Source organism: Mesorhizobium sp. CNPSo 4670 (genome assembly GCF_057784235.1).
In genome coordinates, this window is sequence record NZ_JBWJFQ010000027.1 from 63,102 (window position 1) to 88,320 (window position 25,219).

Annotated in this window: 32 protein-coding genes; 2 read left to right on the forward strand and 30 right to left on the reverse strand. The window is 60.9% G+C overall.

The genetic code is table 11. The features are described 5' to 3' along the window. Nucleotides 1-687 precede the first annotated feature (687 nt). Nucleotides 688-1,728 carry a glutamine synthetase beta-grasp domain-containing protein gene (locus tag AC0ZT5_RS31080; protein WP_488499547.1) on the reverse strand — a complete coding sequence of 347 codons (1,041 nt, stop codon included), beginning with the start codon at nt 1,726-1,728 and terminating at the stop codon, nt 688-690. 317 nt (nt 1,729-2,045) lie between these two features. On the opposite strand from AC0ZT5_RS31080, the gene AC0ZT5_RS31085 reads away from it, so the two are divergent. After that, nucleotides 2,046-2,243 (forward strand): DUF2735 domain-containing protein, encoded by a 198-nt coding sequence (locus AC0ZT5_RS31085; protein WP_457155357.1) that lies wholly within the window; start codon nt 2,046-2,048, stop codon nt 2,241-2,243. A gap of 83 nt (nt 2,244-2,326) precedes the next feature. On the opposite strand, the gene AC0ZT5_RS31090 is transcribed toward AC0ZT5_RS31085, so the two are convergent. From AC0ZT5_RS31090 to AC0ZT5_RS31135, 10 genes are all read right to left on the reverse strand, one after another. Then, nucleotides 2,327-4,216, reverse strand: a complete 1,890-nt coding sequence (locus AC0ZT5_RS31090) for an MFS transporter (RefSeq protein WP_488499588.1) — start codon at nt 4,214-4,216, stop codon at nt 2,327-2,329. 190 nt (nt 4,217-4,406) lie between these two features. Next, nucleotides 4,407-5,198, reverse strand: a complete 792-nt coding sequence (locus AC0ZT5_RS31095; RefSeq protein WP_488499548.1) for an ATP12 family chaperone protein — start codon at nt 5,196-5,198, stop codon at nt 4,407-4,409. 12 nt (nt 5,199-5,210) lie between these two features. Further along, a complete protein-coding gene (locus AC0ZT5_RS31100) occupies nt 5,211-6,083 on the reverse strand; it encodes a DMT family transporter (protein WP_488499589.1) in 873 nt (290 codons plus the stop codon). A gap of 47 nt (nt 6,084-6,130) precedes the next feature. Then, nucleotides 6,131-7,111: an RluA family pseudouridine synthase gene (locus AC0ZT5_RS31105; RefSeq protein WP_109672261.1), complete on the reverse strand. Its 981-nt coding sequence runs from the start codon at nt 7,109-7,111 to the stop codon at nt 6,131-6,133. A 62-nt stretch (nt 7,112-7,173) separates the two neighbouring features. Beyond that, nucleotides 7,174-7,548: a fluoride efflux transporter CrcB gene (gene crcB, locus AC0ZT5_RS31110; protein WP_488499549.1), complete on the reverse strand. Its 375-nt coding sequence runs from the start codon at nt 7,546-7,548 to the stop codon at nt 7,174-7,176. 140 nt (nt 7,549-7,688) lie between these two features. Then, a complete protein-coding gene (locus AC0ZT5_RS31115) occupies nt 7,689-9,347 on the reverse strand; it encodes a hypothetical protein (RefSeq protein ID WP_488499550.1) in 1,659 nt (552 codons plus the stop codon). A 284-nt stretch (nt 9,348-9,631) separates the two neighbouring features. Then, nucleotides 9,632-10,462, reverse strand: a complete 831-nt coding sequence (locus AC0ZT5_RS31120) for an aspartyl/asparaginyl beta-hydroxylase domain-containing protein (protein WP_488499551.1) — start codon at nt 10,460-10,462, stop codon at nt 9,632-9,634. Between the two features lie 161 nt (nt 10,463-10,623). Continuing rightward, on the reverse strand, nt 10,624-11,301 hold the full coding sequence (locus AC0ZT5_RS31125; RefSeq protein ID WP_488499552.1) for a DUF930 domain-containing protein: 678 nt from the start codon (nt 11,299-11,301) through the stop codon (nt 10,624-10,626). A 5-nt stretch (nt 11,302-11,306) separates the two neighbouring features. After that, on the reverse strand, nt 11,307-12,614 hold the full coding sequence (locus AC0ZT5_RS31130) for a replication-associated recombination protein A (protein ID WP_095089693.1): 1,308 nt from the start codon (nt 12,612-12,614) through the stop codon (nt 11,307-11,309). A gap of 42 nt (nt 12,615-12,656) precedes the next feature. Further along, nucleotides 12,657-14,144 (reverse strand): DegQ family serine endoprotease, encoded by a 1,488-nt coding sequence (locus tag AC0ZT5_RS31135; protein ID WP_488499553.1) that lies wholly within the window; start codon nt 14,142-14,144, stop codon nt 12,657-12,659. A gap of 215 nt (nt 14,145-14,359) precedes the next feature. Here AC0ZT5_RS31135 and AC0ZT5_RS31140 point away from each other — a divergent pair, with 215 nt between their 5' ends. After that, entirely contained in the window at nt 14,360-14,890 is a 531-nt protein-coding gene (locus tag AC0ZT5_RS31140; RefSeq protein WP_488499554.1) for a hypothetical protein, read from the forward strand. 70 nt (nt 14,891-14,960) lie between these two features. Here the strand turns inward: AC0ZT5_RS31140 and rplQ are convergent, their stop codons facing one another. The 19 genes from rplQ to rplP form a co-directional block, all read right to left on the reverse strand. Then, on the reverse strand, nt 14,961-15,392 hold the full coding sequence (gene rplQ, locus AC0ZT5_RS31145; protein WP_056588614.1) for a 50S ribosomal protein L17: 432 nt from the start codon (nt 15,390-15,392) through the stop codon (nt 14,961-14,963). A gap of 37 nt (nt 15,393-15,429) precedes the next feature. Further along, on the reverse strand, nt 15,430-16,440 hold the full coding sequence (locus AC0ZT5_RS31150) for a DNA-directed RNA polymerase subunit alpha (RefSeq protein WP_013531438.1): 1,011 nt from the start codon (nt 16,438-16,440) through the stop codon (nt 15,430-15,432). A gap of 105 nt (nt 16,441-16,545) precedes the next feature. After that, nucleotides 16,546-16,935, reverse strand: coding sequence for a 30S ribosomal protein S11 (gene rpsK / locus AC0ZT5_RS31155; RefSeq protein WP_006205444.1), 390 nt, complete (start codon nt 16,933-16,935; stop codon nt 16,546-16,548). Nucleotides 16,936-17,060: 125 nt separating this feature from the next. Further along, nucleotides 17,061-17,429, reverse strand: coding sequence for a 30S ribosomal protein S13 (gene rpsM / locus AC0ZT5_RS31160; RefSeq protein WP_006205445.1), 369 nt, complete (start codon nt 17,427-17,429; stop codon nt 17,061-17,063). A 192-nt stretch (nt 17,430-17,621) separates the two neighbouring features. Next, nucleotides 17,622-18,218 carry an adenylate kinase gene (locus AC0ZT5_RS31165; RefSeq protein WP_488499555.1) on the reverse strand — a complete coding sequence of 199 codons (597 nt, stop codon included), beginning with the start codon at nt 18,216-18,218 and terminating at the stop codon, nt 17,622-17,624. Further along, complete coding sequence (secY, locus tag AC0ZT5_RS31170) at nt 18,215-19,555, reverse strand: preprotein translocase subunit SecY (protein ID WP_126069209.1); 1,341 nt, start codon at nt 19,553-19,555, stop codon at nt 18,215-18,217. The genes AC0ZT5_RS31165 and secY overlap by 4 nt, the downstream gene beginning before the upstream one ends. A gap of 184 nt (nt 19,556-19,739) precedes the next feature. Beyond that, entirely contained in the window at nt 19,740-20,213 is a 474-nt protein-coding gene (rplO, locus tag AC0ZT5_RS31175) for a 50S ribosomal protein L15 (protein ID WP_027044981.1), read from the reverse strand. Nucleotides 20,214-20,235: 22 nt separating this feature from the next. Then, nucleotides 20,236-20,433 (reverse strand): 50S ribosomal protein L30, encoded by a 198-nt coding sequence (rpmD, locus tag AC0ZT5_RS31180; RefSeq protein WP_023736690.1) that lies wholly within the window; start codon nt 20,431-20,433, stop codon nt 20,236-20,238. Between the two features lie 24 nt (nt 20,434-20,457). After that, nucleotides 20,458-21,021 (reverse strand): 30S ribosomal protein S5, encoded by a 564-nt coding sequence (gene rpsE, locus AC0ZT5_RS31185; protein ID WP_006333394.1) that lies wholly within the window; start codon nt 21,019-21,021, stop codon nt 20,458-20,460. Between the two features lie 82 nt (nt 21,022-21,103). Then, nucleotides 21,104-21,463: a 50S ribosomal protein L18 gene (rplR, locus tag AC0ZT5_RS31190; RefSeq protein WP_023757972.1), complete on the reverse strand. Its 360-nt coding sequence runs from the start codon at nt 21,461-21,463 to the stop codon at nt 21,104-21,106. Nucleotides 21,464-21,604: 141 nt separating this feature from the next. Beyond that, nucleotides 21,605-22,138, reverse strand: a complete 534-nt coding sequence (gene rplF / locus AC0ZT5_RS31195; RefSeq protein ID WP_095089683.1) for a 50S ribosomal protein L6 — start codon at nt 22,136-22,138, stop codon at nt 21,605-21,607. A gap of 89 nt (nt 22,139-22,227) precedes the next feature. Beyond that, complete coding sequence (rpsH, locus tag AC0ZT5_RS31200) at nt 22,228-22,626, reverse strand: 30S ribosomal protein S8 (protein WP_006205453.1); 399 nt, start codon at nt 22,624-22,626, stop codon at nt 22,228-22,230. A gap of 12 nt (nt 22,627-22,638) precedes the next feature. Then, entirely contained in the window at nt 22,639-22,944 is a 306-nt protein-coding gene (rpsN, locus tag AC0ZT5_RS31205) for a 30S ribosomal protein S14 (RefSeq protein WP_013895695.1), read from the reverse strand. 27 nt (nt 22,945-22,971) lie between these two features. After that, entirely contained in the window at nt 22,972-23,571 is a 600-nt protein-coding gene (rplE, locus tag AC0ZT5_RS31210) for a 50S ribosomal protein L5 (RefSeq protein WP_095089681.1), read from the reverse strand. Continuing rightward, entirely contained in the window at nt 23,564-23,878 is a 315-nt protein-coding gene (rplX, locus tag AC0ZT5_RS31215) for a 50S ribosomal protein L24 (protein ID WP_013531428.1), read from the reverse strand. The genes rplE and rplX overlap by 8 nt, the downstream gene beginning before the upstream one ends. 12 nt (nt 23,879-23,890) lie before the next feature. Then, nucleotides 23,891-24,259 carry a 50S ribosomal protein L14 gene (gene rplN / locus AC0ZT5_RS31220; protein ID WP_006205457.1) on the reverse strand — a complete coding sequence of 123 codons (369 nt, stop codon included), beginning with the start codon at nt 24,257-24,259 and terminating at the stop codon, nt 23,891-23,893. Between the two features lie 72 nt (nt 24,260-24,331). Continuing rightward, nucleotides 24,332-24,571: a 30S ribosomal protein S17 gene (gene rpsQ / locus AC0ZT5_RS31225; protein WP_010909280.1), complete on the reverse strand. Its 240-nt coding sequence runs from the start codon at nt 24,569-24,571 to the stop codon at nt 24,332-24,334. Nucleotides 24,572-24,582: 11 nt separating this feature from the next. Beyond that, nucleotides 24,583-24,783 carry a 50S ribosomal protein L29 gene (gene rpmC, locus AC0ZT5_RS31230; RefSeq protein ID WP_006205459.1) on the reverse strand — a complete coding sequence of 67 codons (201 nt, stop codon included), beginning with the start codon at nt 24,781-24,783 and terminating at the stop codon, nt 24,583-24,585. A 13-nt stretch (nt 24,784-24,796) separates the two neighbouring features. Next, nucleotides 24,797-25,210, reverse strand: coding sequence for a 50S ribosomal protein L16 (gene rplP, locus AC0ZT5_RS31235; RefSeq protein ID WP_013531427.1), 414 nt, complete (start codon nt 25,208-25,210; stop codon nt 24,797-24,799). Nucleotides 25,211-25,219 lie beyond the last annotated feature (9 nt).

The following is a 25,219-nucleotide window of genomic DNA, read 5'->3' on the forward strand; positions in this document are numbered from 1 at the left end:
TTCGATATACTATTCAAGCCCTTGAAAGAGTTCCCTCTTTCAAGGGCTTTTTGCTGCGCTCCGATGGGCCCCGCCTGTACCGGCAGGTCCGCGCCCATCGCGATGACGCCCCTTTGCCATTGAGCTTTTCGGCGTGTGTGAATGCCTGGGTTGCTGAGCCCGCGTTTCATGGGCTGGCAGAAAGAGGTCGGTCGATGTTGAACATGAAAGCCAGGAGCGAGCGGCGCACTGCCTCAGGCTACAGTGACCGCTCGTCCGGCGCCCACGCCTATGCCGCCGTTCAAGTAAACCCCGCCCGTCCGAACAGCATCGCGTGACGTAACCCCAAGAGCTTCGAATACGCATGCTGCACTGCGATCTGTCAACGCCGCCAAACCGGCGGCGGACAGCCGATTCCACAACATGAACAGATGGTTATGGAAGGGTGCGAGGTCACGGATAGTGCTCAAAATGCCAGTTTTCCGGGCTTTCTGAAGGACTGCCGCTGGAAACTGGAACAATGGCAGCCGAGGCTTCGACCGGATTCGCGACCGCCTAAATTGCCTGACTTTTTCTGGGTATGTTTTGCCGAGGCCCGATCCGCCGGGTAACGGCAAAAAAGAACCCCAGCTTTCGCCGGGGTTCTTGGATGGACTTGGAAAAATCTCAGACTGTCACGGCATGGACGTGAAGTCCCGATTCGAATGACTACGCCGCTGCCGAAACCTCAGCGCTCGTCGGCACCGAGGCGATCGTCTTCAGAATCTGCGAGGCGATCTGGTAGGGGTCGCCCTGGGAATTCGGGCGGCGGTCTTCCAGATAGCCCTTGTAGTCGTTCTTGATGAAGGAATGCGGGACGCGGATCGAAGCACCGCGATCGGCGATGCCATAGCTGAACCTGTTCCACGGCGCTGTCTCGTGCTTGCCGGTCAAACGCTTGTCGTTGTCCGGGCCATAGACGGCGATGTGATCCATCAGGTTCTTGTCGAAGGCTGCCATCAGCGCTTCGAAATAGGCCTTGCCGCCGACGTCGCGCATATAGGCGGTCGAGAAGTTGGCGTGCATGCCCGAGCCGTTCCAGTCGGTGTCGCCGAGTGGCTTGCAATGGTATTCGATGTCGATACCGAATTTCTCGGTCAGGCGCTGCATCAAATAGCGGGCCATCCACATCTGGTCGGCGGCCTTCTTGGAGCCCTTGCCGAAAATCTGGAATTCCCACTGGCCCTTGGCCACTTCGGCGTTGATGCCTTCGTGGTTGATGCCGGCCGCCAGGCAGAGGTCGAGATGCTCTTCGACGATCTGGCGGGCGACGGAGCCGACGTTGGAATATCCGACGCCGGTGTAGTACGGGCCCTGCGGTGCCGGATAGCCGCTTTCCGGGAAGCCCAGTGGGCGGCCGTCCTTGTAGAAGAAATATTCCTGCTCGAAACCGAACCAGGCGCCCTCGTCATCGAGGATGGTGGCGCGCTTGTTGGAGGCATGCGGCGTGACGCCGTCTGGCATCATGACTTCGCACATGACAAGCACGCCGTTGCTGCGGGCCGGATCCGGATAGACCGCGACCGGCTTCAGCACGCAATCGGAGCTGTGGCCCTCGGCCTGCTGTGTCGACGAGCCATCAAAGCCCCACAGCGGAAGCTGCTCGAGCGTCGGGAATTCGGCGAATTCCTTGACTTGCGTCTTGCCGCGAAGGTTGGGGACCGGGGTGTATCCATCGAGCCAAATGTACTCGAGCTTGTATTTCGTCATTCTAGCCTCTCGTTGCTTGATCACCGAACACTGGACGGCGTCGACATGCGTCTGCCACCAGCAGCCGGCCTGCCGGATTACTAAAATGCAATTCGTGTGCCACTCTTGACCTGCAGGGTGCGGCAAAATTGACGCCGCATTCCTTTGAAGTTGGCAAGCCGCCTAAGCAATGCGTTGAGATCAATCACAATCGCAATTCGCACAAATAATAGGCAAATATTGATCTTTTCGTAGGCATATTGCCTAACTTGATTGCAGACCTTATCTTCGAACTAGGTTGAATCGACAAGGTTCGACAGGAAGAAAGGAGCCCGACAATGGAAATCATTTCCACGCGTCCGTCGGCAAAAATTCTGATGTTCCCGGCGGCAGCGCGCGTCTCTGCCTCAAATTTGAGCGGCAAGGCTAAGTTTGCGGCAGAGCTTGCCTCACTGCGCGGTGTTCGGGCGGATTTCGGCGACGGCTGGTATCACGATGCGGCGATAGAGGACGCGAAGCAGGACCGTCAAAGCTAAGCCCCTACCCTCATCGCATGATTATCATTGAAAAACCCGGCGCGATCGCTCGCGCCGGGTTTTCGTTGACTACCGAGCAGTCGTTACTGCTTGGTGTTCAGATCGGTTCCCAGCGTGTCCCTGACGAAGATCATGCCGATGACCAGCGACATCGCGGCGATGACCACCGGGTACCACAGACCAAAGTAGATATCGCCCCTGTAGGCACTGAGTGCGAACACCGTCGCCGGCAGCAGGCCACCGAACCAGCCATTGCCGATGTGATAGGGCAACGACATGCCGGTGTAGCGTATGCGGGTCGGGAACATCTCGACCAGGATCGCGGCAATCGGGCCGTAGACCATGGTCACGAACAGGACCAGGATGAACAGGATGCCGATCGTCATCGGCCAGTTGATCCCCGCCGGGTCGGCGAACATGGCGAAAGCACCGCCGCCCGGTATATTGTAGACGGTGACCTCGGGCGCACCCGCTGCCTCGTCGGCGGTCAGCAGCTTGTCCTTGATCGCCTGATCGGTCGGGACCGTCGCCTTCTCGCCGGCGCGAATGGCGGCGGCATCGAGCTTCAGTTCCGGGTTGGCGGCGACAAACGCATCAAGCTTCTGGTCCGGGATCTTGATCGCCGCGCGCTTCAGCGGATAGCCGCCGTCCCGCAGCGACATGTTGACGGCCTTGATGAAGGCGGCGTCCTTGGCTTTCGCCTGATCGCCAGCGGCGATGGCATCGTAGGATTCCACCGTCTCGTTGCCGATCTTGACCGACGCGGCCGTCCCGGCCGCGGCCGTCGACACCACGTCATAGGGAACCGAGTTCTTGGTCAGGAACGAGGTCGCGATGTCACAAGACGTCGTGAACTTCGCCGTGCCGACCGGATTGAACTGGAACTTGCAGTCGCCGGGTGCCGCCGTCACCGTAGCACGTGTGTTCTGCTGGGCCGTGGCGAGCGCCGGATTAGCGGCCCAGGTCAATGCCTTGAACAACGGGAAGGTGCAGACGATCGCCAAGGCAAGGCCCGCCATGATGATCGGCTTGCGCCCGATCTTGTCGGAGAGCCAGCCGAAGACGACGAAGAAGATCGAGCCGAGGGCGAGCGCTATGGCGATCATGATGTTGACCGACTGCGCGTCGACCTTGAGCACGTTTTGCAGGAAGAACAGCGCGTAGAACTGGCCATTGTACCAGACCACGGCCTGACCGGCGGTGAGGCCGAGCAGCGCCAGCAGCGCGATCCGGGCATTCTTCCATTGACCAAACGCTTCCGAAAGCGGCGCTTTGGAGCCCTTGCCCTCATCCTTCATGCGCTGGAAGGTCGGCGATTCGGAGAGCGAAAGCCGGATCCAGATCGAGATGCCGAGCAGCAGGAAGGAGACGATGAACGGAATGCGCCAACCCCATGAGGCGTAGGTTTCCTTGCTCATCGAACCCTGGACGATCAGGATGACGACCAGCGACAGGAACAGGCCGAGCGTTGCCGTCGTCTGGATCCACGAGGTGTAGTAGCCGCGTCGGTTGTCCGGTGCATGCTCGGCGACATAGGTGGCCGCGCCGCCATATTCGCCGCCCAGCGCCAGGCCTTGCAGCATGCGCAGGACAATCAGGATCACGGGAGCCGCGATGCCCAAAGTCGCATATCCAGGCAGCAGGCCGACTAGGAAGGTCGAAAGGCCCATGATCGTCATGGTGACAAGGAACGTATATTTGCGGCCAACAAGGTCGCCGATGCGGCCGAACAGCAGCGCACCGAACGGTCGTACCAGGAAGCCGGCGGCGAACGCCAGCAGCGCGAAGATGTTGCGCGTCGCTTCAGGAATGGTTGGACTGAAGAAGGTCGAACCAATGAACACCGCGAGCGAGCCGTAGAGATAGAAATCATACCATTCGAAAACGGTACCCAGCGAGGAAGCGAAGATGACCTTCTTTTCCTCCCGCGTCATGCCGCGGCTGGTTCCGCCGGCGGTCGATGCCATTGCCATAGAATTGTCCTCCCGTGAGACCTTTTCCTCGATGCTGTACCTCATTGTCCGCGTTCTCCTCCGAACATGGACTCATGCACTGCGATCACGGAAAAAATGACAGAAAGCGCGCGCCAACGTCAGGGCGTCTTTGGGATTATGACTTTGGTATTAGGTGCGCTGCGGGATGAATCGGCGAGCGGTGCAGCCGTCAGCCCTTGAGCGCTTCGAGCAGAGTGGCGGCAGCCATCATGTCGCGCTTGCGGGCCGAGCGGCGCGCGACCGCTTCGGCGTCCTGTCCCCAATGCTCGATCTGCCAGTCCTCGTCGACATGGCCGGCGGCCCAGGCCGCCTCGGCGTCGAGTTCGCCGAAATCGACAGCCAGCGCCAGCAGCGCCGAACCGGTCAGCGAGGTCATCACATGGATGGCAGCGAGCCGCAGCGGTTCGGCACGCTGAGCAAGATGACTTCCCAGCACGGCGATCGTTTCGCGCGGCTGCTCGACATGGATGATGCCCTCGGCGAGGTTGAAGCGAGCCCCGAGGCTGCCGCGCACCCAATCAAGGACTGGGTCCCAATGTTCGTTCTGCCGCTCCACCAAGCCTTGCGGCGCATCGGCGCGGTAGCAGAGCAGATCGGACGAAGCGAAGCGCAGAATGTCTTCCAGCACCGCCTGCGGATCGCTGGCGACGCCGTCGATAGCAGTGTTGACGAGGCGCATCACCGGCATCGTCACCGGGTTGATGGTTTCGCCCTGCGCTGCGAACTCGTCGGCGACGAGTGCAGCCGCCGCCTCGGTCGGCAGCGCCAGCAGCGCCTTGCCTGGCGTGCGCACCGGCTTGCCGTCGATATGCACGGCAAAGCCGTCTTCCACCGGCGCCACCGCGACGGTCTTGTAGAAGCGCTTCGGCAGAGGCGTCTTCATCTGGATCTGGGCGCGGCGCACCGGATCCGGATCGGAAAGCTGCTTGCCCGCTTCGAGGTCGTTGAGGATATCACGCATAGGAAGTCTCTCTCAAACCAGCACGAGCTTGCGCGACGGCCGGTTGACGATGATCAGGCCGGCGGCAATCAGGCCAAGTGCCAGGAAGATGCGCATGGTCAGCGGCTCATTCAAGAACATGGCGCCGCACAGCACGCCGAAAACCGGCGACAGGAAGGTGAAGCTGGACAGGCCCGAGGCCGGATAGCGCCTCAGCAGCCAGAACCAAAGCACATAGGTGAAGGCAACGATGTAGACTGCCTGGAAAAGCAGAGCCAATGTCGGCAGCACGGCAGGGTCGCGGATGGGCGATCCGGCGAGCGGCAGCACCAGTATGCCGACGACTGCCGCACCGGCGAGCTGATAGAGCAGCAACTTCTCGGCACTCGCCTCAACCAGCTTGGACCGCTTGATGAGGATGTTGGTCAAGGCCCAGAAAAATCCGGAGCCAAGGCTCAAGAGATCGCCGAACAGCATGTCCCCGCCGCCGCCAAGCTTGTCGGAAAAGACCGCGATGAGGCCGGCAAAGGCCAGCAGCAGGCCGAGGAACTTGCGCAAGGTGATCTGCTCACCGAGCAGGAAGTGGCCGCCGACCAACATCCAGAACGGCATTGTGTTGACCAGCAGCGTGTTGCGGGCGACGGTCGTGTGCTCCAAGCCGACATAGAGGCAGAGGAACTCGATGCCGAACAGCACGCCAACCGCGATGCCGGCGAGCAATGTTCCATCGCGCGTGAAAAGAGCGATGCCGCGCCAGCGGCACCAGCCGAAGACACACAGGCCGCCGATGATCGAGCGCGCAATCGACAGGAAGACAGGATCGTAACCGGCGTAGGAGATCTTGGCGGCGACGTAGTTCAACCCCCAGGAGAAGGTCAGGCCGACCATGATTGCGGCGGCGGCCATGTCGACCGTGTCGCGCCGGTCGAGCGTATCGGTCGCGCCGCTCACGATCAGTCCTCCGCGCTGGCGTCGTCGAAGCCGATCAGGTTCCAGCTCTGGCGCATATGCGGCGGCATCGGCGCGGTCACATCGATGACGCCCTTGTCCGGGTGCGGAATGATGATGCGGCGCGCATGCAAATGCAGGCGGTTCTGAATGCCACCGGGAAAATCCCAATTGGTGTCGGCCTCGAAATATTTCGGGTCGCCGAGGATCGGGCAGCCAATATAGGCAGCGTGGACGCGAAGCTGGTGCGTGCGGCCGGTGTAGGGCTCCATTTCCAGCCAGGTCATCGTCTGCGCCGCCTGCTCGATTATGCGGTAGTAGGACACGGCGTGGTCGGCGCCCTTTTCGCCATGCGCGGCGACACGCACGCGATCGCCATCGGGCGTCGGCTCCTTGATCAGCCAGGTCGAGATCTTGTCCTCGCGCTTGGGCGGCACGCCCTTGACCAGCGCCCAATAGGTCTTCTTGGTCTCGCGGGCGCGAAACGCTTCCGACAGCTTCATGGCGGCAAGCCGGGTGCGAGCGACGACCAGCACGCCCGAAGTATCGCGGTCGAGCCGGTGCACCAGCCGCGGCTTCTCGCCCTTCTGGTTGCGCCAGGCTTCCAGCATGTCGTCGACATTGCGGGTGACGCCCGAGCCGCCCTGCACCGCGAGGCCTGCCGGCTTGTTGAAGACGAAGACCTTGGGATCTTCATGGATCAGCATTTTCGCCAGGACGTCGGCATCGCCCTGGTTGCGGATCGAGTGACCGGTCAGCGCGCTCTCGCCCTTCTTGTCCACCTCGAGCGGCGGAACGCGCACCATCTGGCCGGGTTCGACACGGGTGTCGGCCTTGACGCGGCCGCCATCGACGCGGATCTGGCCGGAGCGCAGCAGCTTTTGCAGATGGCCGAAGCCAAGGCCCGGGAAATGGGTCTTGAACCAGCGGTCGAGCCGCATGCCCGCCTCGCCGGCCTCCACTGTGATCTGTTCAACGCCTGCCATATGTTTGTTCGCTTATCCGTTTCCCGAGCAGGGTTCGGCCCGCTCTCGGCGCGGCAATAACACTATGAAACGGTTCTTGCGAGCCAAAGTCCCACAAACAGGGCGATAATGGCGCCAATGACGCTGGCAAGGGCATATCCAAACGCCGGCAGCGTGGCCCCCCGCTCCCACAAAGTCGCGAAATCGAGCGAGAACGCGGAAAAGGTGGTGAAGCCGCCAAAGATGCCGGTGGCGACGAACAGTCTGAGTTCATTCGATCCGCCGCGCCGCGCCAAGGTGGCGATGAACAGGCCCATGGCGAACGAGCCGATGATGTTGATGGCCATCGTCCCCCACGGATAGTTGGGGCCGACAAGACGCAGCGCGCCCATGTTGGTGAGATGACGAATGCCAGCGCCGATGCCGCCGCCGACTACAACGAGAAGCAGATTGAACATGGCCGTTTACTGCCTCCACTAGCGCGGCATGGTCAATCCCCTGAACCTGAAGACGATGCGGTTGGGACCGCGCAGACAATCGAGCGCGAGCCACCTTTCGCGCCCGTCGTCGAGTTGCTCAGAGGTCGTCAACCTGATCGTCACCAGTCAGGCGTTGTCCAGCCTGGGTATTTTTTCCTGAATTCGCTGTAAAGGGCATCGAGTTCCGTTTTGCTGACGGGGCGCACCTGTTCATAGAGGTAGCCCTTGACGCCGTCGGACAGCTGGTATGTCGCAATGCGCTTATAGGCGGCGCCGATACCTTTCCCTTCGACAATATCCTGGTCGGGTATCGTGACACAGATCTGCGCACCCGATTGCAAATGGGTAACAGGAGGGTCGGTTACGACGACATATCTCGATTTCAACGCCTCCGGTGCGAATTGATCGCGACTATCAACCTGGCAAGACCATCCGACACGAGGGTAAAGGTCCATGTCCATTTCAAACAACAGCGAACTATTCATGACCCCGCCTGAGGCAAACACCGAGAAGCGGTCCTCAGGCCGCATTTCCCTGACAAGATCGTCGATGAGGCGTCTGTACTCGGGCAGATTGTCGAGGTGAAGAGGAAGCGTATCTTCCCTGGCAAAAACATAGCCGATCGGTGACAGCAACTGGCGGCCGATTGGGAAAAAGGTACCCAAATACGCAAAACAGGCGACAACAGCTATGACGACGGTTGACCATCGAGATTTCAGCGCCGGCATCGAAACGATCGCAACGATTGCCTGGGCATATGCAGGAAAGAGCCAAAGAAACATTGGCATCGAATGATGACGGTCCGGATCCTGCGTCCGGGTGAAGAGGAAGAAGGTGAGCACCGAGGCGAGAGCACAGAACAAAGCGAAACTGTTGCGGCGTATAATGGAGATATAAAGGCCCACTATGATCAACAGCCAGGTCACATAGCTGAGCCGCGCTCCCACCTGGTCGATCTGCGAAACGAAGTTGGTTTTGTATCCGCTGTAAAGGTCACCGTAGCTGGTTCCCAGAATCTTGAGGATCAGGGGTTGCTGGAAGGCCAATGCGGCCCCGGCAATCACAAAAAGCGCGCACACGCCCCCTAACGCGGCGTTCCGGAATGCCACGAAGTCGCGGTCCTTTGCGACCTGCAACAAACAAAAGAAGGCTGCAGAAATTGCGATCCCTATGACAGCAAATGCATACCAACGGCGCAGCATGAACGCCAACCACAAGCATATGCCGATGCGTATTCCGTTGATCACCGGTTCGCGCGTCAGGAGCCTTGATTTCCAGAGAAAATAGGTTGCCGCAGAAAGCGCGAGGCAACCGGCAATATCCGGCAATCCACGAAGTGTCGCCGACCAGAACGGCGTGTAGAGAATGGCCGCGATCCACACGACAAACCAGCTTCGGGGCGAAGGAGTGTCGGAGACCGCCTCCAGGTAGCTCATTCGTCCTATGAAAAGAGCGGTCGGGACCAGGTAAACGATGACTATTCCAGCGATATAGGAAAGCCTTGAACCGCCTAAAAACATGTGAAACGGCATAAGCGGCACCAGAATTGCCGCACTGTAGTCATCCCTCGCGACAGAGGCCCTCAATTGGCTCAGCCACTCGATCGGGCTCTCGGCCAGGAGCGAGCCATACTGGTCAAACCCATTGAAATAGGCGGCAAAATCCCAATAGTAGACGGGCTCCTCAAGCCATACGTATGTCGCGGCGAAAGCAACGCCCAACAACGCGGTACATATGTAGATTTTTAGCCAGAATCCGAGGGTTTCGTACTTCGTCACTTGAGGCCGCCAAGGAAGGGAAGAGACAGGACTGTCGAGGCAAACCGGGACTCCCGCCGATGCAGCCAGGAAGCCGTTCCGGCAAACAGGAACCCCACGCGATTCGTATCAGGAACTGTTGAGAGCTTGGCGGGATGTATACTTGAACGCATGGCCATCGCAAGCATTCGGAACGCCCTCAAAAGACACGGGGCGGAACAGCGATGCACGGGGCAGTGGATCAGTGGCGCGTTACAAGCGCCTCAATGCCGCCGGCAGGGCCGGCAGCGTTGTCGATTTCAGGCTCAGGTCGTCCCGACCTTCTTCGGCCTGGTCGAACCGATCATTTTCCAGTTCTTGTAGAACATAGAGTTGATGCGCTCGACACTCACCGAGACGACGGCGAGCATGCCCGCGATCAGCCCAGGAACCGGGGATGGTCTGATAATGTCCATGAACACGCAGTAGCGGCGGCCATCATATTCGTTGACCGAGCGATGCAGCAGCGTGTCGTCGAAGATGAACAGCGGGTTGTCGTACCAGTAGTTCTTGACGTTGCCGCACTCGACGAAAATCTCCGATTTCACCGGGATCAGATTGTAGAGAATCCGCAGGCTGAGCCGCAGCGGGCCGAAGTGCCATGAGGTCGATTCGCGCTTGCTGAAGACGGAAACTGCGATGGTCTTGATGTATTTGAAGTCCTTGTTGAACTCGGCGACGTTGTCGATCTTGTGCTTGCCGTACCACTGATAGACGTACATGCCGCGCCGGCCGGCGCCGAAATTGGCGTCGATGTCGGCTATGATCTCGTCCTTGCGCGCCTTGAAGATGTCCAGGACCTCATTGACCTCGCGCTGATAGTCAGCGGGGAACTGTTCCAGTTTCCAGACGCCGGGATTGCGGTAGCACAAGAGATCGACCAGCAGGTTGAAAGGCGAAAGCAGCCAGGTGAACAGGCCGTTGCCGAGAAAATAGCCCGAGAACAGCGACAGGTCCTTGCGGTCATTGCGCAGCACATCGATGAGGCCGAGGACGATAAAGACCGATGTCAGGATCGGGATGAAGTAAAAGCCAAGGGCGAGAAGCGGGATGGCAATGGCGAATTTGCGAAGGGTTTTGCGAAGGGTTTTTGTCATTTTTCCACGCGCGAAGCGCGATCCTGTTGCGAATGAGGTGCCAAAATCATGGCAACGACCACCGCCCGGCCGTGCGCCTTGATAAGGTTTTTTGGGTCACCACACAACGGCCGTGGTATCGCGGCCGGCTGGCTGCCTTGTGAAAGTCTGCCGGATTTCGGTCAATGCACCGCCGGCAGGCCAAGCTCGTCCCATTTTTCCCTGGGGACCAGATCGCCAACCAGGAATTCGAAGCCGACGACGCTTTCGCCGTCCCCAGCCAGTTGGCATCTGAACCTCAAGCTATACCAGTTTCTGCGACTGCGGAAAGCCGCGCCATTCGCGGCGATGGTGGTTCCAGTGATTTCTTCCTCCGCCGTAGCGTAGGGCACGACCCGCTCAGGCTGAAAATCCGTGCGCCATTTGCGGATCTGATCCATGGCTTCGAGATTGCACAGCTGAACCATGCGCTCGTCGGAAGCGAAGGTGGCGAGATCGGCGCGTGCCTGCCGGCTGCGCGGATCGGCCAGTGTCTTGGCCGACAGCATTTCGGTCGGCCGGATCAGGGCAGGCGCGGCGGGCGGTTGAGGTCTGGGCAGGCTCGAAGTGGGCGGAGGCACCGCTGCATGTGCCTCGGCCAGTGCCGGGGTCACGGAAGCAGGCGGTGGCCTGGTCGCCGCTTCGAACTGCTGCGGCGTCAGGATGTCGACCGACACCCGCTCCTCCTCCAGCCGTTTGGGCCGCTTCGGCAACGGCATCAGGGCCAGCGCCGCAGCCAGCAGCGTGTGAACAACGACCGAAGCGGAAATGCCCCAAGGCGAAGCCTGGTTTGGAAGCGTGACGACGACCGGGCCACGCAATCCTGCTATTCCCGCTCTTTGCGCAGCTTCGCCCAATAGTCGAGCCGCTTTCTGATGTCGCGCTCGAAGCCGCGCTCTGGCGGATCATAAAAGGTCTGCCGGCCCATCTTCTCGGGAAAATAGTCCTGGCCCGAAAAGGCATCCGGCTCGTCATGGTCGTAGCGATAACCGGCGCCGTAATCCTCCTCTTTCATCAGCTTGGTCGGCGCGTTGAGGATGTGCTTCGGCGGCAGCAGCGAGCCATGCTCCTTCGCCGCACGCGTGGCTGCCTTGAAGGCGGTGTAGACGGCATTGGATTTGGGCGCGGTGGCGAGATAGACGGTGGCCTCGGCAAAGGCGAGTTCGCCCTCGGGCGAGCCGAGATAGTCGTAGGCGTCCTTGGCGGCATTGGCGACGACAAGCGCCTGCGGGTCGGCAAGGCCAATGTCTTCCATGGCCATGCGCACCAGCCGGCGGCCGAGATAGAGCGGATCCTCGCCGGCATCGAACATGCGCGCCAGATAATAGAGCGCGGCGTCGGGATCCGAACCGCGAACCGATTTGTGCAGCGCCGAGATCAGATTGTAATGGCCGTCCTGGCCCTTGTCGTAGATCGGCGCGCGGCGCTGGACGATGCGCTGCAGACCTTCGGGGTTGAAGATCTCGCCTGGCTTTGCAGCCCGCCACACCTCTTCAGCAAGCGTCAGCGAGGCACGGCCATCGCCATCGCTCATGCGAATGAGCATCGCCCTCGCCTCGTCGTCGAGCGGCAGCGCCCTGCCCTCGGTCTCCTCGGCTCGCGCCATCAGCTTGGCGATGCTTTCCTCGCCCAATGAGTGGAAGACCAGCACACGCGCGCGCGACAACAGAGCCGCGTTCAGTTCGAAGGACGGGTTTTCGGTGGTGGCACCGACCAGCACGACCGTGCCGTCCTCCATGACAGGGAGAAAGGAATCCTGCTGGGCGCGGTTGAAGCGATGGATCTCGTCAACGAACAACAAGGTCTGGCGACCGTTGGTGCGGCGCAGCTTGGCGGCTTCGAACACTTTTTTCAGGTCGGCGACGCCGGAAAACACCGCCGATATCTGCTCGAAGGCAAGGCTGGTTTCGCCGGCAAGCAACCGCGCTACAGTGGTCTTGCCGGTGCCGGGCGGTCCCCAGAAGATCATCGAGCCAAGTGAGCCGGAACCAATCAGCCGGGTCAGCGCCCCATCAGGGCCGGTCAGATGCTCCTGGCCGACGACCTCGCCGAGGTTTTTCGGCCGCAGCCTGTCGGCGAGCGGCCGCCCGGGCGACGCCTTTTCCGGTTCATCGACGCTGAACAGATCGGCCATGCACTTCTTTTTGGTTGGAGCATGAACCCGAAGGGACGTGCTTTAATAACGCAACACCTGACGCAGTATCTGCCCGCCGCGCTCGACGGTAAAGCGCCACCAGCGCGTATCCGCCTGGGCGGCCTGCTCCAGGGTCGCCGCGGTATCGATGGTGGTCCCGTTCACCTCGCGCACGATATCGCCCGGCTGGAATCCGAAATCGGCGGCCGGCGAGTCGCGGTTGATGTCGACCACGGTGACGCCCTTGATGTCTGTGCGCAGGCCAAGCTTCTGGGCAAGCCGGGGCGACAGTTCGGCGACCTTGGCGCCCGAGAACGGGCTGCGGCCGTGCAGCGTCACTTCAGCCGCCTTCATGCCTTCCGGAGCGCGCTCCAGCGCGATGTCCATCGCCGCCTGCTGGCCCTTGGTCAGAACCGCGAAATTTGCATTGGTGCCGATCGACAGCGTCGCCATCCGGTAATCCAGCGCTTCGATGCTCTCGACCGGCTTGCCGTTGAGCTGCATGACGACGTCGCCAGGCTTGAGCCCCGCCTTGGCGGCCGGGCCGGTCGCCTCGACCGACGAGACCAAAGCACCGGTCGGCTTCTCCATGCCGAGCGATTCGGCAATCTGCGGCGTCACCGCTTCGAACTCGGCGCCGATATAGGGCCGTTCGAAGAAGTCGAGCCCGGCCTTGGCCGCATCGGCGAAGGCGCGCACCATGTTTGCGGGGATGGCAAAGCCGATGCCGATCGAGCCGCCGCTGCGGCTGTAGATCGCCGTGTTGATGCCGACCAGCTGGCCGCCCATGTTGATCAGCGCACCTCCCGAATTGCCGGGATTGATGGCGGCGTCGGTCTGGATGAAGAAGCTTGAATCGGCGACGCCAATATGGCTGCGGGCAAGTGCCGAAACGATGCCGCTGGTGGTGGTCTGGCCGACACCGAAAGGATTGCCGATGGCCAGTACCAGATCGCCGACCTCGAGCGCGTCGGAATCGCCGATGGCGATGACCGGAAACGGCTTGTCCGAGGTGATCTTGAGCACCGCAAGGTCGAGTGTCTCGTCCTTCAGCATCACCTTGCTGTCGAACTCACGCCCGTCCGCGGTCGCCACCTTGACCTGGTCGGCATCCTTGATGACGTGGTAATTGGTGACCACGATGCCGGTCGGATCGACCAGCACGCCGGAGCCCAGGGAAGACTGGGCGCGCGGCTGCGAGCGGCCGAAGAATTCCTCGAAGAACGGATCACCGTCGAAGGGCGACGTCACCTTGGCGGTCTGCGAGGCATAGACGTTGACCACGGCCGGCGCCGTCTGCTTGACCAGCGGGGCGAACGACAGTTGCACCTCTTCACGTCCGAACGGCACGCGCTTGTCGGGACCGGATGTAGAATTCTCGCCTTCGACGCCATGCAAGAGGTCGGTCAGCACGTCGGACAGGCCGGGATCTGTCTTGGTCTCCTCGGCCAATGCCTGCCTGACCACCGGTGCGGCTGCGAACGCCATCATGGCGAAGAGCAGGACAAGGGACAGTCGGTTGGCGCGCATTCACGAATCCTCCAAGGCGAGTTCGGGGGCATTGTCCCGACGATTGTGCAAAATGAAAGGCTAAGCCGCTGAAATCCGATTATTTTATGCAGCAAAGCAGCTATAGGTCGACCTGAACCTGAAAACCCTCGTCGGCCCTCATGAAAAGACAGTTCGTTTCATTCCGTGACTTTTTGAGGACCGGCAAACTGGGCCCGGTCTTCCATGGCATGAAAATGATCGAGATCGCCGACGTGCTCGGTACACCTGATCACGCCGATCCAGATTATTGGACTTTCGGAAAGCTCGAGATTTCCTTTGATGACGAGGCGCCGTGCCAGATGAACTGGTTTCAAATCGAAGAAGCCGGTTACCTCGAAGGCGATTTCGAGATTCTTACCGAGACCCTTGCGCTTTCGTTAGATGGCTTCAATGGAAACACGAAGCCATCGGAATTCCTGGCTGCGGCCTTGTGGCCGCCAGAAGAGGTCATGGTCTTCTATACCTCGGCCGGCGGCGATATCGAGCTGAACATATGTGCCGGTCCCATCCAGATTCATTTCCGGGTTGATGCGGATTTCATCGAAGATCAGGACATCGGAAAATATCTGAACAGCGCTACGGCCTCCCAATTGATCAGCGATATCGACCGTCGAACGGCAGTAGACAGCATCTACTCCTACCCGCATCCGGCAGTTGAACAGATTACACAAGCGATCGATTGGAAGCCGATTGGCGGTCGAGACTATCTCGATCTTGCCCGGTAAGGGACAGAGCCCTTCAACAATAAAAAAGGGGCCCGTGGGCCCCTTTGCATTGACTCCGGAAAACCAAGCCTTATGCGGCTGCGGCGTCCGCGTCGGTGCCTTCGGCTTCGATGCGTGCGCGGTCGCCGGCGCCCTTGGCCGAGGTGTCGCGATCGACGAACTCGATGACAGCCATCGCGGCATTGTCGCCGTGACGGAAGCCCGCCTTCATGATGCGCAGATAGCCGCCGTTGCGGGTGGCATAGCGCGGGGCGATGGTGTCGAACAGGCGCTTGACGACGCCTTCATTGCCGATCTGCGCGATCACCTGGCGGCGGGCGTGCAGGTCACCGCGCTTGCCGAGAGTCACCAGCTTCTCGACGATCGGACGCAGATCCTTCGCCTTCGGCAGGGTGGTGACGATCTGCTCGTGCTCGAGCAGCGACACGGCCAGGTTGGCGAACATCGACTTGCGGTGGCTTATGCTGCGGGCGAACCGGCGGCCCTTAAATCCGTGGCGCATGGCTCTTCTCCTTCATTGCGGGTTCAGAGGCAACGCCTCAATATTGATCTTCGTAACGCTTGGCGAGGTCTTCGATGTTTTCCGGCGGCCAGTCCGGCACTTCCATGCCGAGGTGCAGGCCCATTGCCGCCAGGACTTCCTTGATCTCGTTCAGCGACTTGCGGCCGAAATTCGGGGTGCGCAGCATCTCGGCTTCGGTCTTCTGGATCAGGTCGCCGATATAGACGATGTTGTCGTTCTTCAGGCAGTTGGCCGAACGCACCGAAAGCTCGAGCTCGTCGACCTTCTTGAGCAGCGCCGGGTTGAAGGCGAGCTCGGTGACGGCTTCGGCGGCGACTTCCTTCTGCGGCTCGTCGAAGTTGACGAACAGGCCGAGCTGGTCCTGCAGGATGCGGGCAGCGAAAGCCACCGCGTCCTCGCCGGTGATCGAACCGTCGGTCTCGATCGTCATGGTCAGCTTGTCATAATCGAGAACCTGGCCCTCGCGGGTGTTCTCGACCTTGTAGGAGACCTTCTTGACCGGCGAATACAGGCTGTCGACCGGGATCAGGCCGATCGGCGCGTCTTCGGCGCGGTTGCGGTCGGCCGGCACGTAACCCTTGCCGGTGTCGACGGTGAATTCCATGCGGATTTCAGCGCCCTCGTCCAGCGTGCAGATGACGTGGTCGGGGTTGAGGATTTCGACGTCGCCAACCGTCTGGATGTCGCCGGCGAGAACCGCACCCGGTCCCTGCTTGCGCACGACCATGCGCTTGGGGCCATCGCCTTCCATGCGGATGGCGATTTCCTTGATGTTCAAGACGATGTCGGTCACGTCCTCGCGCACACCGGCGATGGACGAGAATTCATGCAGAACGCCGTCGATCTGCACGGCGGTAACAGCCGCACCGCGCAGCGAAGACAGAAGCACGCGGCGCAGCGCGTTGCCGAGCGTCAGGCCAAAGCCACGCTCGAGCGGCTCGGCGACCAACGTGGTCAGCGTCTTCTTCTTAGACGAGAACTCGATCTTGTTCGGCTTGATCAGTTCCTGCCAATTTTTCTGGATCATGATGCTTTCCTTCCGTTGACCCGCCACCATCCAATCGTGGCGGGCGACTTGGAATGCCGTGGAGGAGCGCCCCAAGGGGCGCTCGCGCGGCGTTCGGTAATTTTTTTAGACGCGGCGCTTTTTGCGCGGGCGGCAGCCATTGTGCGGGATCGGCGTCACATCACGGATCGAGGTGATGGTGAAGCCGGCCGCCTGCAGGGCGCGCAGTGCCGATTCACGACCGGAGCCTGGTCCGCAGACCTCGACTTCGAGCATGCGCATGCCGTGTTCCTGGGCCTTCTTGGCAACGTCCTCGGCAGCCATCTGGGCAGCGAACGGGGTCGACTTGCGCGAACCCTTGAAGCCCTGGGCACCGGCCGACGACCAGGCAATCGAATTGCCCTGCGCGTCGGTGATGGTGATCATCGTGTTGTTGAAGGTCGAATTGACGTGGGCAACGCCCGACGAGATGTTCTTGCGTTCGCGACGGCGAACACGAGCGGCTTCCTTGGCCATGATGGTCCTTTCAGTTGATCTCTACACCGCCGTAATGCCAGCGGCTCCACCTTGCAAAAGCGAGTGGGGAGTAGCGAATAGTGGGTAGAAACCTATTCGCTACGAGCCAATCGCTGTTCGCTCAATTACTTCTTCTTGCCGGCGATCGACTTGGCCGGGCCCTTGCGGGTGCGCGCATTGGTATGCGTGCGCTGGCCGCGAACCGGCAGCGAGCGGCGGTGACGCAGGCCGCGGTAGCAGCCGAGGTCCATCAGCCGCTTGATGTTCATCGAGACTTCGCGGCGCAGATCGCCCTCGACCTGGTAGTCGCGGTCGATGGTTTCGCGGATCTGCAGCACTTCCGCGTCGGTGAGCTGGTTGACGCGACGCTCGGCCGGGATGCCGACCTTGTCGACGATCTCCTGGGCGAACTTCTTGCCAATGCCGTGAATGTACTGAAGCGCAATGACGACGCGCTTGTTGGTCGGAATGTTGACGCCGGCTATACGAGCCATATTCTTCTCTTCTCCATGTGGGCCGGACGAACCGGCGCTATCTTAAGTTGCCCCGCGTCCGGTGGAGGCCGGCCCATGCGGGAGTTTCCAGTTCAAAGCGGCTGCCTTGCCCTTGCGGACAAGCAAAGCCGATGCCTGATAGGAAGACGGGCCGCCATACCGCAGCGAACCGCTCCAGTCAAGTGCAATCGTTTAAATTCCCCGCGTTGCGTCCCTGAGCACCGCTTCGATCTGTCCCGTCACGGCATCGATATCGGCCATGCCGTCGACGCTGCGGAGCTTGCCCTTGGCATAATAGTAGCCAATCAGCGGCGCCGTCTTCTTGTAGTATTCCCTCAGACGCTCCTCGAACACGGTAGGATTGTCGTCCTTGCGCACGGGCTGGCCGGCGGCCTGCGCCTCGTTGGCGCGCTTGACGATACGACCCACCAGCGCCTTGTCGTCGACGACAAGTTCAATGACCGCATCGAGGCCCTGCGAGCGTTCCGTAAGCATCTGCTCTACCGCGTCCGCCTGCACCAGGGTTCGCGGATATCCGTCGAGGATGAAGCCCTTCGCGCAATCCGGCTGATCGATACGTTCGGCGACGATGGCGTTGACGATGGCGTCGGAAACCAGTTCACCGGCATCCATCACCGCCTTGGCGCGTTTGCCGACTTCGGTGCCAGCCTGGACTGCAGCACGCAGCATGTCGCCCGTCGAGAGCTGGGGTATGCCGTGTTTTTCTACCAGTCTTTGTGCTTGTGTCCCCTTGCCCGCCCCTGGCGGCCCAAGCAATATCAACCTCATCTGGCTTTCTTCCCCCCGCGCAGCTTCGACTTCTTGATCAGGCCTTCATACTGGTGCGCGATCAGGTGGCCCTGAATCTGCGCAACCGTATCGAGCGTGACACTGACCACGATCAGAAGCGATGTGCCACCAAGGTAGAATGGTACGCCAGTCGCCGAGATCAGGAACTCCGGCAGCAAGCACACCAGCACAAGATAGATGGCGCCGACGACGGTGATGCGGGTGAGAACGTAATCGATGTAATCGGCGGTGCGCTCGCCCGGACGATAGCCCGGGATGAACCCCGAATGCTTCTTGAGCTGGTCGGCGGTGTCCTTCGGGTTGAAGACAATCGCAGTGTAGAAGAAGGCGAAGAACACGATCATCGCCGCGTAGAATGCCATGTAGAGCGGCTGGCCGTGGCCGAGCGACGCCAGCACGGTGCTGGCCCAGGCCGGCATGTTGGTCGTCTGCGAGAAGCCGGCGACGGTGGCCGGCAGCAACAGCAGCGACGACGCGAAGATCGGCGGAATGACGCCCGACGTGTTGAGCTTCAGCGGCAGATGCGAGGTATCGCCCTGGAACATGCGGTTGCCGACCTGGCGCTTCGGATACTGGATCAGCAAGCGGCGCTGGGCGCGCTCGAAGAACACGATCAAGGCGATGACGACGATGGCCAGGACGATGATCGCCAGGATCAGGCCGGTCGACAGCGCGCCGGTGCGGCCAAGCTCCAGCGTGCCGGAGATGGCATGCGGCAGGCCGGCGACGATACCGGAGAAGATGATCAGCGAGATGCCGTTGCCGATGCCGCGGGCGGTGATCTGTTCGCCCAGCCACATCAGGAACATGGTGCCGCCGACCAGGGTGACGACGGTCGAGATGCGGAAGAACATGCCGGGATCGCTGACGATGCCGTTGCCGCCTTCCAGGCCGACCGAAATGCCATAGGCCTGAACCAGCGCTAGCAGCACGGTGCCGTAGCGCGTGTACTGGTTGATGACCTTGCGGCCCTGTTCGCCTTCCTTCTTCAGAGCTTCCAGCGACGGGATGACCGACGTCATCAGCTGCATGATGATGGAGGCGGAGATGTAAGGCATGATGCCGAGCGCAAAGATCGCCATGCGCTGTACGGCACCGCCGGCGAACATGTTGAACATGCCGAGCACGCCCTTGCTCTGCGAAGAGAAGGCCTGGGCGAAGGCGTCGGGATTGATGCCGGGAAGCGGAATATAGGTGCCGAGGCGATAGACGAGCAACGCGCCGATGGTGAACCAGATGCGTTTCTTCAGGTCCTCCGCTTTGGCGAAGGCCGAGAAATTCAGATTCGAGGCTAGTTGTTCAGCAGCCGAAGCCATGCCTGATTCTCCGCTTGGTAACGCTTGATGGCCCTTGAGGTCAGGCGGCGCGTTTCACCGAAGCTCACGAGATAAGCTCCGGGCTCTAAACATGCAAGCGGCCGCGTTGACGCGGCCGCCTAATTGAGCAGATCAAAGCGCAATCGTGAGCAAAAACGGATCCCGCTCGCGCTTCAAATTGCTGTTACTCGGCAGCTGCCTTTTCCGGCAACTTGACCGAGCCGCCGGCCTTTTCGATCTTCTCGATCGCGGCCTTGGAGGCGCCGGCGACGTCGAAGGCGAGCTTCGCCTTGATCTCGCCGTCCGAGAGGATGCGCACGCCGTCCTTGACGCGGCGGATGACGCCGGCAGCGACCAGCGATTCTGCCGTCACGGTCGCCTTGGCGTCGAGCTTCTTGGCGTCGATGGCCACCTGGATACGGGCCAGCGAGACGACGGTGAAGCTCTTGGCGAAGATGTTGTTGAAGCCACGCTTCGGCAGACGCCTGTAGAGCGGCATCTGGCCACCCTCGAAGCCGTTGATGGCGACGCCGGAGCGCGCCTTCTGGCCCTTGACGCCGCGACCGGCGGTCTTGCCGGAGCCGGAGCCGATGCCGCGGCCGAGACGCTTCTTGGAGTGCGTCGCGCCGTCCTTGTCACGCAGATCGTTGAGTTTCATCTGGGTTCTCCTGCGCTCTGGCTCAGCCCTCGTCCACGACGCGGACGAGATGCTGGACGGCAGCGATCATGCCGCGCACGGAGGGCGTATCTTCCAGCGTGCGCTGCTTGTGCATCTTGTTGAGGCCGAGCCCGACCAGCGTCGCGCGCTGTTCCTTCGGGCGGCGGATCGGCGAGCCGATCTGCTCAACGGTGACGGTCTTTGTTGCTTTCTTGGCCATGGTCAAAATCCCTGGTCAGATCGACTATTCTTCAGCCGCAACGGCGGTGCCGCGGCGAGCCTGAAGGGTCGAATACTTGATGCCACGAGCAGCAGCCACATCCTTGGGATGCATCTGGCTCTTCAGCGCGTCGAAGGTGGCGCGAACCATGTTGTAGGGGTTCGACGAACCCATCGACTTGGCGACCACGTCATGCATGCCGAGCGTCTCGAAGACGGCGCGCATCGGGCCACCGGCGATGATGCCGGTACCTTGTTTGGCAGCGCGCAGCAGAACGCGTCCAGCGCCCCAGCGTCCTTCGACGTCGTGGTGCAGCGTACGACCCGAGCGCAGCGGCACGAAGATCATGTCGCGCTTGGCCGATTCAGTTGCCTTGCGGATAGCTTCCGGCACTTCGCGCGCCTTGCCGTGACCAAAACCGACGCGGCCCTTCTGGTCACCGACGACGACGAGTGCTGCAAAACCAAAGCGACGGCCGCCCTTGACGACCTTGGCGACGCGGTTGATGTGGACGAGCTTGTCCACCATGCCGTCATCGCGTTCTTCACGATCGCGGCCGCGGCCGCCATCCCTACGTTCCTGTGCCATATCCTGTTCCTTGTTTTTTTCCGGAAGCACGGTTGCTGATAAGATCCGGCGCCTCTGTGGGTCAACCGGGGGCGAAAGTTCTTTAGAAGCTCAAGCCGCCTTCACGGGCAGCCTCGGCGAGCGCCTTGACGCGGCCGTGATAGATGTAGGCGCCGCGATCGAAGACGACTTCCTTGACGCCGGCCTTGGTGGCGCGTTCGGCGATCAGCTTGCCGATCGCGGCGGCAGCGGCGGTGTCGGCGCCGGTCTTGAGCGAACCCTTGAGGTCCTTCTCGAGCGTCGAGGCAGCGACGATGGTGTGGCCCTTGGCGTCGTCGATGACCTGCACATAGATGTTCTTCGACGTGCGGTGAACCGACAGACGCGGACGCTCGCCGGCGACCTTCTTGATCTGACGACGGACGCGCTGCGCACGGCGCTGCGTGGATTCCTTGGTACCCATGATAGTCTTCCTTGCCTTCAAAAAAACGGGGGCCGCCATATGCGGTAGGCGAAAGCGCCTCCCGCGACCGCTCCCCGCGGCGTTACACTTCTTTGGCTTGGTCCTTTCCGAAAAGTCTGCACCTTTTCGGGGCCAAGCCCACTACTTCTTCTTGCCTTCCTTGCGGACGATCTTCTCGCCAGCATAGCGGACGCCCTTGCCCTTGTAGGGCTCGGGACCGCGGTATTCGCGGATCTCGGCGGCAACCTGGCCGACCTGCTGCTTGTCGATGCCGGTCACGGTGATTTCCGTCGGCTTCGGCACAGCGATCGTAATGCCTGCTGGCGTCTCGTAGACGACGTCATGGCTAAAGCCAAGTGCCAGCTGCAGGTTCTTGCCCTGCATGGCGGCGCGATAGCCGACGCCGGTGATCTCGAGCTTCTTCTCGAAGCCGTCCTTCACACCCTGCAGGATGTTGACGATCTGCGTGCGCGACATGCCCCACTTGGAGCGCGCCGTCTTGGTCTGGTCGCGCGGCTGGACAGCGATCTCGCTGCCTTCCATCTTGACCAGCACTTCTTCGTTCACCACGAACTTCAGCTCGCCCTTGGGGCCCTTCGCCGTCACGGTCTGGCCGTTGACGGTCGCGGTCACGCCCTGCGGCAGCGAAACGGGTTTCTTTCCAATACGAGACATTTTGTTGTCCTCGTCACTTCTCTTGTTTCAGGTCTCTGTCTTCGGGCATGACCCCGAAGACCGGATTCCAATTTGCCGATCACGCCAGATCAGAAGATCTGGCAGAGGATTTCACCACCGACGTTCTGTTCACGCGCTTCGTGGTCGGCCATCACGCCCTTCGGTGTCGAAAGGATGGCGATGCCGAGGCCGTTGGCGACGTGCGGAATAGACTTGGCCGAAACGTAGACGCGGCGGCCTGGCTTCGAGACGCGGGCGATTTCGCGCACGACGGGCGCGCCGTCGAAATACTTCAGCTCGATCTCGATTTCGGACTTGCCGTTGTCGAAGTCGGTCTGGCTGTAATCGCGAATATAGCCTTCAGCCTTCAGCACGTCGAGGACGCGGGTACGCAGGCGCGAGGCCGGCGTCGAAACGCTCGACTTCTTGCGGCCGTAGGCGTTGCGGATGCGGGTCAGCATATCGCCGAGAGGATCGCTCAATGACATGTTATGTCCTCCTTACCAGCTCGACTTGACCAGGCCCGGGATCTGGCCGTTGTTGCCGAGATCACGGAGCGCGATGCGCGATACTTTGAGCTTGCGATAGTAGGCACGCGGACGGCCGGTGACTTCGCAGCGGTTGCGGATGCGGATCTTGGCCGAGTTGCGCGGCATGGCGGCAAGCTTGAGCTGAGCACGGAAGCGCTCTTCCATCGGCTTGGACTGATCCATGATGATCGCCTTCAGCGCAGCGCGCTTGGGACCGTACTGGTCGGCAAGCTTGCGGCGCCTGTTGTTCTTCTCGACTGAGCTGGTCTTTGCCATTTCAGATTTTTCCTTTTCTCGCTGCCGTTACTGGCGGAAGGGGAAGTTGAAAGCCTTGAGCAATGCCCTGGCTTCGTCGTCCGTCTTCGCAGTCGTACAAACGATGACGTCCATGCCCCAGATCTGATCAACCTTGTCGTAGTTGATCTCCGGGAACACGATGTGTTCCTTGATGCCCATGGCGTAGTTGCCACGGCCATCGAAGCTCTTCGGATTGAGCCCGCGGAAGTCGCGGACGCGTGGCAGTGCGATGTTCACGAGGCGGTCGAGGAACTCGTACATGCGTTCCTTGCGCAGCGTGACCTTGGCGCCGATCGGCATCTTCTCGCGGACCTTGAAGCCGGCGATGGAGTTGCGGGCGCGGGTGACGACGGCCTTCTGGCCGGCGATCATCGCCAGGTCTTCGGCCGCGATCGAAGGCTTCTTCGAATCGCCGGTCGCTTCGCCAACACCCATGTTCAGCACGATCTTGTCGATGCGCGGAACCTGCATCTCGTTGTCGTAGCCGAACTGCTCCTGCAGCGCCTTGCGGATGGTCTCGTTGTAGACCTGCTTGAGGCGCGGCGTGTTCTGAGCCTTGGACTGCTTGCTTTCAGCCTTGGGCTTCGTGGTTTGAGCCTTAGCCATTGATGACTTCTCCCGAGCGCTTGGCGACGCGCACCTTCTTGCCGTCCTTCTGGAAGATGAAGCCGACGCGGGTCGGCTTGCCATCCTTGGGGTCGGCCAGCGCGATGTTCGACAGCTGGATCGGCGCTTCCTTGGTGATGATCCCGCCCTCTTGGGACTGGGACTGCTTCTGGTGACGACGGATCATGTTGACGCCGCGCACCAGCGCGGTGTCTTCCTTCGGCTGAACCGAGAGGACTTCGCCCGAACGGCCCTTGTCCTTGCCGGCCAGCACGACGACCTTGTCGCCTTTTCTAATCTTTTGCATTGGTCCGGCTCCTTACAGCACTTCTGGCGCGAGCGAGATGATCTTCATGTGGTTCTTGGCGCGGAGTTCGCGCGGAACCGGTCCGAAGATACGCGTGCCGATCGGCTCTTTCTTGTTGTCGACGAGAACGGCTGCGTTCTTGTCGAAACGGATCACGCTGCCGTCCGGGCGGCGGATGTCCTTGGCCGTGCGAACCACGACCGCCTTCATCACATCGCCCTTCTTCACGCGGCCGCGCGGGATGGCTTCCTTGATCGACACCACGATGATGTCGCCCACGGAAGCGTATTTCCGCTTCGAGCCGCCCAGCACCTTGATGCACATGACACGACGGGCGCCGGAATTATCCGCGACGTCGAGGTTTGTTTGCATCTGAATCATGACTGGCCGCCTTCTTCTTTTCTAACGGGACGGGCTCTAAGCCCCTCCCCGGTCTGTCCAAAATTCGTTTGTTTACGCCTGGTCCGAAGACACGACGATCCAGCGCTTGTCCTTGGAAATCGGCTTCGATTCCTGGATGAACACCTGATCGCCAACCTTGTGGGCGTTGTTCTCGTCGTGCGCCTTGTACTTCTTGGTCATGCGCACGGTCTTCTTCATCACGGGATGCGTGAAGCGCCGTTCGACCTTGACGACAACCGTCTTCTCGTTCTTGTCGCTGACGACGGTGCCCTGCAGAATGCGCTTTGGCATGGTTTTCGTCCTTAAGCCTTCTTAGCCGCGGACTTTTCCGCAGCGATGGTCTTGATACGCGCAATGTCCTTACGGACCTGTCTCACGCGCGCGGTCTTCTCGAGCTGGCCGGTGGCCTTCTGGAAGCGCAGGTTGAACTGCTCCTTCTTCAGGCTGGCCAGGTCGTCGGTCAGCTGGTCCTGGGTCTTGGTCCGGATGTCTTCGGCTTTCATGATCAGCCCGTCCTTATTCTGCGATGCGCTGCACGAAGCGCGTCTTGACCGAGAGCTTGGCCGCGCCGAGACGCAGTGCCTCACGGGCGGTTTCTTCATTGACGCCGTCGATCTCGAACATGATGCGGCCCGGCTTGACGCGCGCCGCCCAGTAGTCGACCGCGCCCTTGCCCTTGCCCATGCGCACTTCGGTCGGCTTCGAAGTGACCGGCACGTCCGGGAAAATACGGATCCAGACGCGACCGGCGCGCTTCATTTCACGCGTGATCGCGCGGCGGGCCGCCTCGATCTCACGTGCGGTGACGCGGTTCGGCTCAAGCGCCTTCAGCCCGAAACCACCGAAATCCAGGTTGGTGCCGCCCTTTGCGGTACCATGGATACGGCCCTTGAACTGCTTGCGGAACTTTGTGCGCTTTGGCTGCAGCATCGTTCTAAC